The following is an 11,596-nucleotide window of genomic DNA, read 5'->3' as shown; positions in this document are numbered from 1 at the left end:
GCCCCGTGCGCGTGGAAAACATGCTTGGCGATATCCAGCCCGATTGTGGTAACCTGCTCCATGGACGCCTCCCTCAGGTGAAGTCTGACACCTCACCTTGGCACACCATGATGCCGTCGGGGGGCGTCCACCCCATCACCCATAGCCGACATCAGTCCCCCGCATCTACTCCAGCAGCTTCGGACCTTCCTTTGCCAGTTTGGCGCGGATTTTGTCGGCGAAGAGGGCGAGGAAGGGGGGCAGGTCGAAGACCGCGTGGACCTTGTCGTCGAGCACGGTCAGGCGGCTGACGACGCGCTGGCCCATGGCTTCGACCGAGAAGCTGAGCGTGTCGCCGTCCCAGTGATGCTCGCTGACGGTGCCGCCGGGAATGAAGCTTGCGAGGCGGCCGATGCCCTGTTCGATCCGGGCGCGGGCCGCGGCGCGGCCGAGCTTGTGCGGCAGGTCCAGTTCGATCGGTGCGGTCATCCCGGCATGATCGCCCAGCGCCTGCCGCGCGGCAATCCCAATGTTCCTTCGCGCGCGGCGAACGGCTAGGATGGCGCTACAAGGAGGATCGCATGACCCGTTTCATCGCCCCCGCCCTGCTGCTGATCGCCGGCGTCGCCATGCCGGCCTGCGCCGAGCAGGCTCCCGCCACCGCTCAATCCGGCAACGTCCGCGTCTTTAACGTGCCCGCCGGCACGCGCCCGCACGACGTCGCGCCGGCGCCCGACGGGCGCGTCTGGTACACCGCGCAGCGGACCGGCAAGCTCGGCATCCTCGATCCGAAGACGGGCGCCATCGAGGAAGTGTCGCTGGGCGAAGGCGCTGCGCCGCACGGCGTGATCCAGGGCCCGGACGGGGCGGCCTGGATCACCGACGGCGGACTGAACGCGATCGTCCGTTACGATCCGAAGACGAAGGCAGTGAAGGTCTGGCGCCTTCCCGGCGATTTCCCGGATGCGAACCTGAACACCGCCGCGTTCGACCGGCGCGGGCGCATCTGGTTCACCGGGCAGGCGGGCGTCTATGGCCGGCTCGATCCGAAGACCGGCAAGATGGACGTGTGGCGCGATCCGGAAGGGCGCGGGCCCTATGGCATCGCGGCGACGCCGGACGGGCAGATCTATTACGTGTCGCTGGCGGGCAGCCATCTGACGAAGGTCGACATGGAGAGCGGCGCGGCGACGATCATCGAGCCGCCGACCGCCGAGCAGGGCGCGCGCCGCGTCTGGGCCGACAGCAAAGGCCATCTCTGGATTTCCGAATGGAATGGCGGGCAGCTGACGCGCTACACGCCGTCGACGGGCGCGTGGAAAAGCTGGAAGCCGGACGGCGAGCGGCCGCGCGTCTACGCAGTCTATGTGGACGGACGCGACACGATCTGGGTCAGCGATTTCGGCGCGAACGCGGTGCTGTCGTTCGATCCGGCGACCGAAGAGTGGCAGCGCTTTCCCGGCAGCGGCGAGAATTCGAACGTCCGCCAGATCCTGGGCGCGGACGGCCTGATCTACCTGCCCGAATCGGGGCTGGACCGGATCATGGTCGTGGACACGCGCGCGCAATGATCGTGCTGCTGGCGGCCATGGCGGCGGCGCCGGACGGGGCGGCGCTCACGCGAAAATGCACGTCGTGCCACGCGCTGGAGGCCGGCGACAACAGCGCCGCCGCGCCGACGCTATATCATGTCGTCGGGCGGCCGGTCGCCGCGGAGGCGGACTATAATTACTCGCCCGCGCTGCGCCGATTCGCCACGAGCAATCCGCGCTGGACGCCGGAGCTGCTCGATCGCTTCATCGCGGCGCCCGAAAAGGTCGTGCCGGGAACCGAAATGGGCTTTCCGGGCATGACCGATGCGGCGAGCCGAAAGGCGGTGATCGACTGGCTGCAAGGGCGGTGACGACCTTAGCCCCTCTCCTTCAGGGGAGGGGTTGGGCTGGGGCAATCGCATCCTGGACATTCAGCGTTTTGCTCGGCCTGTCGGCCGATCCCCACCCCTTGCCCCTCCCCTGAAGGGGAGGGGTTTGATTAGGCTTGACCCGAACAATCCACAGGCCGACCATCCCCGCTTCGACTCACAGACGCGCGCAGGCCCGCGTCTCCTTCGTGGGTCTGCCGCGCGGCAGACGAAGGAGACGATCATGCCTGGTAGATCGGATGGCACACGCGCGATCGCGCTTGTCGGGCCCGGCGGAGCTGGCAAGACCAGCCTTGCCGAGGCCCTTCTTTTTTGCAGCGAGGCGATCGGACGCCAGGGCAGCGTCGACGCTGGCAGCTGCGTCGGCGATTCCTCGCCCGAGGCGCGGGCGCGGGGCGGATCGACCGAGCTGAACGTCATGCATTTCGATTATCTGGGCGACCATTTCGCGCTGGTCGATTCGCCCGGATCGGTCGGCTTCGTCGCCGACGGCGCGCTCGGCATCGCCGCCTGCGACCTGGCCGTCGTCGTCATCGATCCGGAACAGGACCGCGCCCAGCTGGCCGAGCCGGCGCTGCGCCAGCTCGAAGCGATGGACATTCCGCACATCATCTTCGTCAACAAGATCGACCAGGCGCGCGGACGGCTGCGCGACCTGCTGGAGGCGCTGCAGCCGCTTTCCGCCAAGCCGCTGCTCGCCCGCCACATCCCGATCTGGGAAGGGGACCGGATCACCGGCTTCGTCGATGTCGGGCTGGAGCGCGCGTTCCATTATGTGCCCGGCAAGCCCTCCGAGCGGACCGAAATCCCGGCCGCGCTGATGGACCGCGAGGTGGCCGACCGCATGCACCTGCTGGAGCAGCTCGCCGATCACGACGACAATCTGCTCGAACAATTGCTGATGGACGAAACGCCCGACCAGAAGACGGTGCTGACCGACCTGGCCAAGGAAACCGGCGACAATCTGGGCGTGCCGGTGATGTTCGGCTCCGCGCAGAACGGCTTCGGCGTGCGGCGGCTGCTGAAGGCGCTCCGCCACGAAGCGCCGTCGCCCGATCGCGCGGCCGATCGGCTGGGCGCGGACGGCGCCTGCGCGCTGGTCTTCAAGGTCTCGAACGGCAACCAGATCGGCCGGCTCGCGCTCGCCCGCGTGTTCGGCGGCGCGCTCCAGGAAGGAGCGGAGCTGAACGGCACGCGCGTCGGCACGCTGCTCCGCATGCAGGGCGACAAGACCACCAAGGTCGCACGTGCCGAAACCGGCGACGTGATCGCGATCGCGAAGCTGGAAGGCGTGCAGGCCGGCGAATGGCTGACCGCAAATGGCAAGGCCCCGCCCGCCCCGGCGAGCGACCGGATCGCCGCCAATCATGTCGTCGCGATCGCGCCCAGGAACCGCAACGACGACGTCAAGCTTTCCACCGCGCTGCACAAGCTGACCGAGGAAGACACCTCGCTCACCTGGGAACAGGACGAGGTGCACCATGAAACGCTGCTGAAGGGCATGGGCGACGAGCATCTGAACGTGGTGCTCGCCCGGCTGAAGCGCCGCTACGGCGTCGACGTGACCTCGCGTCCGGCGACGATCGGCTACAAGGAATCGATCCGCAAGACGGTGACGCAGCGCGGCCGGCACAAGAAACAGTCGGGCGGGCACGGTCAGTACGGCGATTGCGTGATCGAGCTGCGGCCCCTGCCGCGCGGATCGGGATTCGTGCTCGAGGACAAGATCACCGGCGGCGCGATCCCGCGCCAGTATATCCCGGCGGTCGAGGCCGGGATCAGGGACGCGATGGAGAAAGGGCCGCTCGGCTTCCCGGTGGTCGACGTCGCGGTGACGCTGACCGACGGCAGCTTCCATTCGGTCGACAGCTCGGAGCTTGCTTTCCGCACCGCCGGGCGGATCGCGATGAGCGAAGCGCTGGCCGCCGCCGCGCCCTATCTGCTGGAGCCGATCGCCAAGGTCTCGATCCTCGCGCCCAATGCGGCGACGTCACGCGTCACCTCCACGATCTCGTCGCGGCGCGGGCAGATGCTGGGGATGGAGCCGCGCGAGGGCTGGCATCGCTGGGACCGGATCGAGGCGCTGATGCCCGAGTCGGCGCTCCGCGGCCTCGACGCCGACCTGCGCTCGCTGAGCCAGGGCCTCGCGACCTACGCGGCCGAGTTCGATCACCTTCAGGAGATCAGCGGCAAGCTGGCGGACGAAGTGGTCCACCAGAAGAAGGAGCTGGAAGCGGCGTAACAAGCCGCTGAAAGAACCCGTTCGCTTCGAGCGAAGTCGAGAAGCGTATCTCGACTTCGCTCGACACGAACGGCTCTGAACTACCTACACCGCACCTTCTGCGTCGCCTCGCGGCCGAGCAGTGCGCCCACTGCGGCGCCGAGCACGGTGCCCGTGGTCCGCTCGCCATGCGTGTCGACTGCACGGCCGAGCAGCGCGCCGCCGGCGGCGCCGATGATCAGGCCGGTGGTGCCGTTCGAGCGGCGGCAATGGACGCGGCCGTCACGGCCTTCCCAGATCGGGCCCGAATAATGGCGGCCGTGATATTGCCGCTCCCCATGATGATGGTGCCGTGGGCGCGCCATCGCCGGCATCGGCAGGGCGACAGCGGCCATCGCGGCACCCAGGATCAACTTACGCATTGTTCTTCTCCCTCAAAAATAACCCCGATCAGCGATAGCAGCGGCGCGACTGCCGGTTGCGCTGGACCTCGCGGCCGAGCAGCGCACCGCCGGCAGCGCCGACGACCGTGCCGAGCGTGTGGTCGCGGCCGCCGTCGACCGCGCGGCCCAGCAGGGCGCCGATCGCGCCGCCCAGGATCAGGCCGGTCGTGCCGTTGCCGCGGCTGCAGCGATAATAGCGGTCGCTCGCATGATAGGTGCGGCTGTGGCTATAGTGGGGGCGGGCGTTGGCGGGCGCCTCGATCGCGGGAACCGCGGTGCCGGCCACTGCCAGGGCCATCATCAGCTTGCGCATGATCGTCTCCTTTTCTGATCTCGCGAATCGGCTTTTGCCCGATCCCGCCTGAACCGATTCGGAGCGACTTGTTCATTTGAGGGCAGGAATGATTGACGCGCGTGACGCGGTCGCGATTAGCCGCTAGGAAGCCGCTTTAATGTCCGACGCACGCATGTTCCCCCACCGCCATCTGCTCGGGATTGCGGGGCTCCAGCCGCACGAGATCGCGTTCCTGCTGGACGAGGCCGAGCAATGGGTGGAGCTGAATCGCGCCACCTCCAAGCATGACGACCGCCTGCGCGGGCTGACGCTGATCAATGCCTTTTTCGAGAATTCGACGCGCACGCTGTTGAGCTTCGAGATCGCCGGCAAGCGGCTGGGCGCCGACGTGGTCAACATGCACGCCGCGCAATCGAGCGTGAAGAAGGGCGAGACGCTGATCGATACGGCGATGACGCTGAACGCGATGCGCGCCGACATGCTCGTCATCCGCCACGCCAGCTCCGGCGCGGTGCGGCTGATCGCGGACAAGGTCGACTGCCCGGTGCTGAACGCCGGCGACGGCCGCCACGAGCACCCGACCCAGGCCCTGCTCGACGCGCTGACGATCCGGAGGCGCAAGGGACGCGTCCACGGCCTGACGGTCGCGATCTGCGGCGACGTGCTGCACAGCCGGGTCGCGCGATCGAACATCCTGTGCCTGACCTCATTGGGCGCCGACGTGCGCGTGGTCGGGCCGCCGACCCTGATCCCGGCCGGTCTCGAGCAGCTGGGCGTCGCCACCTTCACCGATTTCGACGCCGGGCTAAACGGCGCCGATGTGGTGATGATGCTCCGGCTTCAGATGGAGCGGATGACCGGCGGGTTCGTGCCGTCGTTGCGCGAATATCACGCCTTCTGGGGTCTCACGCCCGAGCGGCTGGCGCGCGCCAAGCCCGATGCCCTGGTCATGCATCCCGGCCCGATGAACCGCGGCGTCGAGATCGCCTCCAGTATCGCCGACGATCCGGAGCGCTCGGCGATCACCGAGCAGGTCGAGATGGGCGTCGCCGTCCGCATGGCCTGCCTGGACGTGCTGACGCGCAGGCGACGCAAGGTGGAGGGCTGGGCATGAAGGCCTTCACCAATGTCCGCCTGCCCGACGGCGCGTCCGCCAGCGTCGTGATCGACGGCGAGCGGATTGCCGCAATCGGCGGCGACGTCCCCGCCGGCGCCGAGGCGATCGACGGTCGCGGCAAGCTGCTCGCGCCCGGCATCGTCGACCTGGGGGTGTTCCGCGTCGACGGGCCGGCGTTCCGCTTCGGCGGCATCGTCCGCGCCGCGCTGATGCCGGACCAGTCGCCGCCGCTCGACGATCCCGGGCTGATCCAGCGCGCCGCCTATTCGGGCAAGCCCGACATCTGGGTCCACCCGCTCGCCGCCGCCACGCGCGGGCTGAAGGGCGAGGAGCTGGCCGAGCTGGGCCTGATGCAGGCGGCGGGCGCGAAGGCTGTCGCCACCGGCCGCCGCTGGATCGCCGATTCGGGCGTGATGCTGCGCGTGCTGCGCTACGCCGCCGCCTTCGACCTCACCGTCATTTCCCATGCCGAGGACAGCGGCCTCACGGCCAGCGCAGTCGCGACCGCCGGCGAGACGGCGACCCGGCTCGGCCTCCCCTCGGCGCCCGCCGAAGCCGAGGCGATGGCGATCGCGCGCGACCTGGCGCTGGCCGGGATCAGCGGCGCGCGCCTTCACGTCCGCCAGGTCACGACGCAGGCCGGTTTCGACCTGATCCGCGCCGCCAAGGCGAAGGGGCTGCCAGTCACCTGCGGCATCACGCCGGCGCATCTGTTCCTGTCGGACCTCGCCGTTTCCGACTTCCGCACGTTCGCACACCTGTCGCCGCCGCTCCGCAGCGAAGCCGACCGCCACGCCGCGCTCGAAGCCGTGCGCGACGGCACGATCGACGTGATCGCCTCCGGCCACGACCCGCGCGGGCCCGAGGACAAGCGCCTGCCCTTTGCCGATTCGGCAGCCGGCGCCGCGGGTGCGGAAACGCTGCTCGCGCTATCGCTCAATCTGGTGCGCGATGGAGTGATCGGCCTCGAACGGCTGTTCGAGCTGCTCGCGGCGAATCCGTCGCGCCTGCTGGGTCTCGACGGCGGCAGGCTGGTTCAAAACGCGCCCGCGGACCTGATCCTCGTCGATAAGGACGCGCCGTGGCAGGTCGATTCGGGCCGCATGCGCGCCGTCGCCGGCAACACGCCGTTCGACAAACTGCCGGTGCAAGGCCGCGTGCTCCGCCTGTTCAAGGGCGGGCGGGAGATCGTTTAGAGTACGAGCGGTCTAAAGGCCCGCACGTCCCGAGCGAAGTCGAGGGGCGTTGCTCGGAGCGGACGCCCCTCGACTTCGCGCTGCGCGCTCCGCTCGGGACGAGCGATAGAGCCCGAACTGCTTTACCGCGCGGCGAACTTCACCGCGCCGCCGCGGCCCGCCCATTGCAGCGGGGCATCGCCGGCCTGTTCGCGAACGAAGCAGTTGCCGCCGCGGGTGCGGAAGGTCTCGCAGAAATCGACCGCCATCGCCCGCGTCTCGAAGCCGCCGACCGACAGACGATAGAAGGTCCGCGCGTCCTTGACGAACACCGCAGTCGACGGGGTCAGGTTGCGGAACGCCGGCAGGCGCCGCGCGAAACGGCCCCAGGCGTCTTCCGCCACGCCGACGCTGTCATAGGCGCCGATCTGGACGACGTAGCGGCCGCCTTCCGGCTGCACGAACACCGCACGCTGCAGGCGCGGCGCGGGCCTGACGGCCTCCGGAGCAGGCTTGGACGGGACGATCGCCTGCACGATCTCCGAACGCGGCGCGAAAACCACGGCCGGGGTGGCGGACGTGAACAGCGCCTTGGCCTCGGCCGCGACGGTTTCGATCGCCGGCACGTTCGCTGCCACAGGCACAGGCGCGTCGTAGGCTGCGGTCTCGATTGCGGGCGCGTCGGCGACCTGAAGCGGGAGGGGCGGCGGCGGAGCAGCTTCGGCCGTCTGCACCGGTGCCGCCGGCGTCACGTTCAGCGCCAGCCGCTCCGGGCGGCCGGCATCGTCGCCGGGCTGCACGCCCAGCAGCGACGCGACCTGCGCCGTTGGCCCCATGTCCAGCGCGAATTGCGACCATTGCAGCATCCGCTGCGTCACCACCTGCGGCGAAAGATCGTAGGATGCCATCACCTTCGCCTCGGGCCAGCGGCCCGCGAGCGCATAGGCGAGCGCCAGATTCTGGCGGGTCTTGGCGTCCGACCGGCCGCTGCGGACCGCCGATTCGAGGATCGCGACGCCGGCCTGCGGATCGCCAGCCAGCGCCAGCGCCAGGCCGCGGTCGCCCGCCGAAATGGTCCGGCCATGTTCGCCCAGCACCGCGCGGGCGCCGTCGCGGTCGCCGGTGCCGATTCGTGCCAGCGCCAGGTTCAGCGCCGCGCCGCCGTTCGACGGGTCGAGCTCCAGCACGTCGGCGAAGCTTGCCGCCGCCGAGCGGAAACGGCCGCTCTGCAGATAGGCGCGGCCAAGCAGCATCCGGTAGGAGGCGTCGCGCGGCGCAGCAGCCACGGCGTCCTCGGCTTCGGACACGGCATCAGCCGGCTTGTTCTTCTCCAGCGCCTTTTCGGAGCGCAGCGCGGCCTTGGCCGCATCGCTGATCTCCGCCGCGTGGGCGGCAGCCGACAGCACGATCACCGAAGCGGCCGCGAGCCGCAGCGCCGACAGTCTACGCATTGCCTTTCCCCAGATTGCGCCCGGCCTTGGCAACCATCTCGTCGAGACCGGGCATCGAATTAAGCAGCGCATCGAGCGCTTCGGTCACCAGCCGCTGCGACGAACGCCGCTGCAGCGCCGAGGCGAGACGCAGGCGGAGGTGCCGCTCCTCGTCCAGCCGCAGCGTGAACGCTGCCTTGTGACCGTTGAGCGAGGCCGCGGCGCGCGGCGTCCGCGCCTTTGCGACCCGCTTTTCGGGCGCCGGCGGCGCGAAATGTGCGGCGAGTTCTTCCCGCTGGTGAACGACAGGCGGCGCATCGGCGGGCGCGGGGCTCGGCGTGTTGAACCCCATGTCGTTCCAGCCCAGGTCTTCCTGCGGCGCACCGAACCCGTTGAACCCCTGCGGGCGCATCGCGGGCTTGGCCTGGCCCTTGCGCGCGAGCAGCGAGGAGCTGAGCGAAGCGAACGGCTTTGCTTCCATCGTCGCCCCCCTTACTGGCCGACGACGCGGCGGCCGAAGCCGCCCGCCTGGCGCTGCGCGCCGGCGTTCGCGCCGGGGACGCTGAACACGGTGCGGCGGAAATTCTTCTCCAGCCGGTCGGAAATATAGGACCACAGTCCTTCGACCTCCTGGGCCGATTTGCCCTTGGGATCGACTTCCATCACCGTCCGCCCGTCGATCATCGACGCGGCGAAGTCGGTGCGCTGGTGGATCGTCACCGGCGCGACGGTGCCGTGCTGCGACAGCGCGACCGCCGCTTCGGCGGTGATCTTCGCCTTCGGCGTCGCGGCGTTGACGACGAACATCAGCGACTTGCCGGCGCGGTCGCACAGGTCGACGGTGGCGCCGACGGCGCGCAGGTCGTGCGGGCTCGGCCGGGTCGGGATCACGATCAGCTCGGCGACCGCGATCACGCTCTGGATCGCCATCGTGATCGCCGGCGGCGTATCGATGACGGCGAGCTTGAACCCCTGCTGCCGCAGGATGTCGAGGTCGCTGGCGAGCCGGGCGACGGTGGTCTGCGCAAAGGCGGGCAGTTCCGCCTCGCGCTCGTTCCACCAGTCGGCGAGCGAGCCTTGCGGGTCGATGTCGATCAGCACGACCGGGCCTGCGCCCGCCAGCTGGGCCTGCACGGCAAGATGGCCGGAAAGGGTCGTTTTGCCCGATCCGCCCTTCTGCGATGCCATTGCGAGTACGCGCATAGGATCCCTTCGGGGTATGGTGTTCCGTCCCCGAAGTCGCACCCAGAGTCTAAGATGTGGTTAAGCGCGGTGGCGCCGGGCCCGCGGCCGGGCTAATCGCACACCCATGCTGAATGCCCAGGATGCCGATCGATTGGTGCGGGAAGGCGTTGCCGCGATGCAGCGCGGGGACGGAGCGTCGGCGCGACGGGCGTTCGAGCAGGTCGCAGGCGCAGGGGGCGGCATCGCCCCGCCCTGGCTGCTGATTGCCCAGGCCTGCCGGCTGGAACGCGACGAGGAGGCGGAGCTCGCAGCGCTCGACCGGCTGCTGGCCGAACAGCCGCGCCACCTGCGCGGGCTGATCATGAAAGGCGATGTGATGGGCCGGCGCGGCGACGTGCGCGCGGCCCACAGCTTTTACCAGCTCGTCGTCGGCGTCGCGCAGAACACGCCCAACCTGCCGCCGAATCTTGCGGCCGAGGTCCAGCGGGTCGCGGCAGAGCTGCAGCGCGGCCAGGGCGATTACCGCGCCCATCTCGACCAGGCACTGGAAGCGGCAGGCTTTGCCGGCGCGAACCTCAGGCCGCGCGTCCGCGACGCACTGGCGATCGCGAGCGGGGAGAAGGAGCTTTATCTCCAGCAGCCGACCAGCTTCTATTTTCCCGGCCTGCCCCAGATCCAGTTCTACGAGCGCGAGGCGTTCGACTGGGTACCGGCGATCGAAGCGCAGACGGCGGCGGTCCGCGCCGAGCTCGACGCCGTGCTCGCCCAGACCCACGATTTCCCGCCCTATGTCGAGGACGATCCGACCCGTCCGAGCAAGACGCATTACCTCGTCGCCAACCGCGACTGGGGCGCATTCCATCTGCTGCGCGGCGAGCCGGTCGAGCCGAACGCCTCGCTTTGCCCCGACACGATTGCGGCGCTGAAGGGGGCGCCGCAGCCGGTGATCCGCGGCCGCTCGCCGATGGCGTTGTTCTCGCTGCTGAAGCCCGGCGCGCATATCTTCGCGCACAACGGGCTGATCAACACGCGTCTGATCTGCCACCTGCCGCTGATCGTCCCGGACGGCTGCCGCTTCCGCGTCGGCAACGAAGTCCGGCGGTGGGAGGAAGGCAAGCTGCTGATCTTCGACGACACGATCGAGCATGAGGCGTGGAACGACAGCGCGTCCCGCCGGGTGGTGCTGCTGTTCGAAATCTGGCGCCCGGAGATCGACGCCGAAGAACGTGCCGCCCTCACCGCGCTGTTCGAAGCGATCGACGAATTCAGGGGCGAGCCGCTGGATATGAGCTCGTAATTCCCCTCCCTGAAAGGGAGGGGGTTAGGGGTGGGTAGCGAGCGCCAGCGAGCGTCAAACCCGGACGACGGAGTTTCGCTCGGCCTGCGGCCGACACCCACCCGCAGCCCCTCCCTTTCAGGGAGGGGAGGCCTTGCCCCACTCCCGGCGCGGCACGCCAAGCCCGTGCAGCACCGCGGTCAGGTCGCCATACCGCACTGCCGCGTCCGCTGCCGCCACTGCCGCGGGCTTGCCGTGATAGGCGACCGAAAAGCCTGCCGCCGCCAGCATCGGCACGTCGTTCGCCCCGTCGCCGATCGCGATCGCCGCGGCCGGATCGATTCCCTGCTCCAGCAGCGCTGCGCGTTTCGCGTCGGCGCCCAGGATGGGCTCTTCCACGGTGCCGTCCAGCCTGCCTCCGTCCGTCCCGAGCCGGTTGGCCCGATACGCGTCGAAGCCGATATCGGCCGCCACCCGCTCGGCAAAGGTCGTGAAGCCGCCGGACACCAGCATTGTTCGTACGCCGCGCGCGCGCAGCGTCCGCACCAGAGTCC

General features: G+C 69.4%; 13 protein-coding genes. 6 read left to right on the top strand and 7 right to left on the bottom strand.

The features are described 5' to 3' along the window. Nucleotides 1-165 precede the first annotated feature (165 nt). Complete coding sequence (locus tag VFT73_RS09360) at nucleotides 166-468, bottom strand: polyhydroxyalkanoic acid system family protein (protein WP_326410213.1); 303 nt, start codon at nucleotides 466-468, stop codon at nucleotides 166-168. 92 nt (nucleotides 469-560) lie between these two features. On the opposite strand from VFT73_RS09360, the gene VFT73_RS09355 reads away from it, so the two are divergent. The 3 genes from VFT73_RS09355 to VFT73_RS09345 all read left to right on the top strand — a co-directional run bounded on the left by VFT73_RS09355 (nucleotide 561) and on the right by VFT73_RS09345 (nucleotide 4,142). After that, nucleotides 561-1,550 (top strand): virginiamycin B lyase family protein, encoded by a 990-nt coding sequence (locus tag VFT73_RS09355; RefSeq protein WP_326410211.1) that lies wholly within the window; start codon nucleotides 561-563, stop codon nucleotides 1,548-1,550. Beyond that, complete coding sequence (locus VFT73_RS09350) at nucleotides 1,547-1,882, top strand: cytochrome C (protein WP_326410209.1); 336 nt, start codon at nucleotides 1,547-1,549, stop codon at nucleotides 1,880-1,882. The genes VFT73_RS09355 and VFT73_RS09350 overlap by 4 nt, the downstream gene beginning before the upstream one ends. A gap of 241 nt (nucleotides 1,883-2,123) precedes the next feature. Beyond that, entirely contained in the window at nucleotides 2,124-4,142 is a 2,019-nt protein-coding gene (locus VFT73_RS09345) for an elongation factor G (RefSeq protein WP_326410207.1), read from the top strand. Nucleotides 4,143-4,222: 80 nt separating this feature from the next. Here VFT73_RS09345 and VFT73_RS09340 read toward each other — a convergent pair whose 3' ends face one another. Both VFT73_RS09340 and VFT73_RS09335 read right to left on the bottom strand, forming a co-directional pair. Next, the gene (locus tag VFT73_RS09340; RefSeq protein WP_326410205.1) at nucleotides 4,223-4,543 is read right to left on the bottom strand and encodes a glycine zipper 2TM domain-containing protein; all 321 of its coding nucleotides are present in this window, start codon (nucleotides 4,541-4,543) and stop codon (nucleotides 4,223-4,225) included. A gap of 28 nt (nucleotides 4,544-4,571) precedes the next feature. Beyond that, nucleotides 4,572-4,877, bottom strand: a complete 306-nt coding sequence (locus tag VFT73_RS09335; RefSeq protein ID WP_326410203.1) for a glycine zipper 2TM domain-containing protein — start codon at nucleotides 4,875-4,877, stop codon at nucleotides 4,572-4,574. A gap of 139 nt (nucleotides 4,878-5,016) precedes the next feature. Here VFT73_RS09335 and VFT73_RS09330 point away from each other — a divergent pair, with 139 nt between their 5' ends. Together VFT73_RS09330 and VFT73_RS09325 are read left to right on the top strand one after the other, a co-directional pair. Continuing rightward, nucleotides 5,017-5,973, top strand: coding sequence for an aspartate carbamoyltransferase catalytic subunit (locus VFT73_RS09330; RefSeq protein ID WP_326410200.1), 957 nt, complete (start codon nucleotides 5,017-5,019; stop codon nucleotides 5,971-5,973). Continuing rightward, entirely contained in the window at nucleotides 5,970-7,172 is a 1,203-nt protein-coding gene (locus tag VFT73_RS09325; protein ID WP_326410197.1) for a dihydroorotase, read from the top strand. Before VFT73_RS09330 ends, VFT73_RS09325 begins: the two co-directional genes overlap by 4 nt. A 122-nt stretch (nucleotides 7,173-7,294) precedes the next feature. Here the strand turns inward: VFT73_RS09325 and VFT73_RS09320 are convergent, their stop codons facing one another. The 3 genes from VFT73_RS09320 to VFT73_RS09310 are packed head-to-tail and all read right to left on the bottom strand — an operon-like array spanning nucleotide 7,295 to nucleotide 9,784. Next, complete coding sequence (locus tag VFT73_RS09320) at nucleotides 7,295-8,602, bottom strand: SPOR domain-containing protein (protein WP_326410194.1); 1,308 nt, start codon at nucleotides 8,600-8,602, stop codon at nucleotides 7,295-7,297. Beyond that, complete coding sequence (locus VFT73_RS09315) at nucleotides 8,595-9,062, bottom strand: hypothetical protein (RefSeq protein ID WP_326410192.1); 468 nt, start codon at nucleotides 9,060-9,062, stop codon at nucleotides 8,595-8,597. The genes VFT73_RS09320 and VFT73_RS09315 overlap by 8 nt, the downstream gene beginning before the upstream one ends. A gap of 11 nt (nucleotides 9,063-9,073) precedes the next feature. Next, the gene (locus tag VFT73_RS09310) at nucleotides 9,074-9,784 is read right to left on the bottom strand and encodes a ParA family protein (RefSeq protein WP_326410190.1); all 711 of its coding nucleotides are present in this window, start codon (nucleotides 9,782-9,784) and stop codon (nucleotides 9,074-9,076) included. 106 nt (nucleotides 9,785-9,890) lie between these two features. Between VFT73_RS09310 and VFT73_RS09305 the strand changes: the two genes are divergently transcribed. Then, the gene (locus VFT73_RS09305; RefSeq protein ID WP_326410188.1) at nucleotides 9,891-11,063 is read left to right on the top strand and encodes an aspartyl/asparaginyl beta-hydroxylase domain-containing protein; all 1,173 of its coding nucleotides are present in this window, start codon (nucleotides 9,891-9,893) and stop codon (nucleotides 11,061-11,063) included. Between the two features lie 117 nt (nucleotides 11,064-11,180). On the opposite strand, the gene VFT73_RS09300 is transcribed toward VFT73_RS09305, so the two are convergent. Next, nucleotides 11,181-11,596: HAD-IB family phosphatase (locus tag VFT73_RS09300; protein WP_326410186.1), on the bottom strand; the 416-nt coding region annotated here is incomplete at its 5' end.

Source organism: Sphingomonas sp., assembly GCF_035758555.1.
Taxonomy (GTDB): Bacteria; Pseudomonadota; Alphaproteobacteria; order Sphingomonadales; family Sphingomonadaceae; genus Sphingomonas_B.
Note: the sequence above shows the minus strand (reverse complement) of the source record. Positions and strands in the feature narration are given on the sequence as shown.

Coding starts and splice junctions, on each gene's coding strand:
- VFT73_RS09360 (WP_326410213.1), bottom strand. CDS start 468: ATGACCGCACCGATCGAACTGGACCTGCCGCACAAGCTCGGCCGCGCC.
- VFT73_RS09355 (WP_326410211.1), top strand. CDS start 561: ATGACCCGTTTCATCGCCCCCGCCCTGCTGCTGATCGCCGGCGTCGCC.
- VFT73_RS09350 (WP_326410209.1), top strand. CDS start 1,547: ATGATCGTGCTGCTGGCGGCCATGGCGGCGGCGCCGGACGGGGCGGCG.
- VFT73_RS09345 (WP_326410207.1), top strand. CDS start 2,124: ATGCCTGGTAGATCGGATGGCACACGCGCGATCGCGCTTGTCGGGCCC.
- VFT73_RS09340 (WP_326410205.1), bottom strand. CDS start 4,543: ATGCGTAAGTTGATCCTGGGTGCCGCGATGGCCGCTGTCGCCCTGCCG.
- VFT73_RS09335 (WP_326410203.1), bottom strand. CDS start 4,877: ATGCGCAAGCTGATGATGGCCCTGGCAGTGGCCGGCACCGCGGTTCCC.
- VFT73_RS09330 (WP_326410200.1), top strand. CDS start 5,017: ATGTCCGACGCACGCATGTTCCCCCACCGCCATCTGCTCGGGATTGCG.
- VFT73_RS09325 (WP_326410197.1), top strand. CDS start 5,970: ATGAAGGCCTTCACCAATGTCCGCCTGCCCGACGGCGCGTCCGCCAGC.
- VFT73_RS09320 (WP_326410194.1), bottom strand. CDS start 8,602: ATGCGTAGACTGTCGGCGCTGCGGCTCGCGGCCGCTTCGGTGATCGTG.
- VFT73_RS09315 (WP_326410192.1), bottom strand. CDS start 9,062: ATGGAAGCAAAGCCGTTCGCTTCGCTCAGCTCCTCGCTGCTCGCGCGC.
- VFT73_RS09310 (WP_326410190.1), bottom strand. CDS start 9,784: ATGCGCGTACTCGCAATGGCATCGCAGAAGGGCGGATCGGGCAAAACG.
- VFT73_RS09305 (WP_326410188.1), top strand. CDS start 9,891: ATGCTGAATGCCCAGGATGCCGATCGATTGGTGCGGGAAGGCGTTGCC.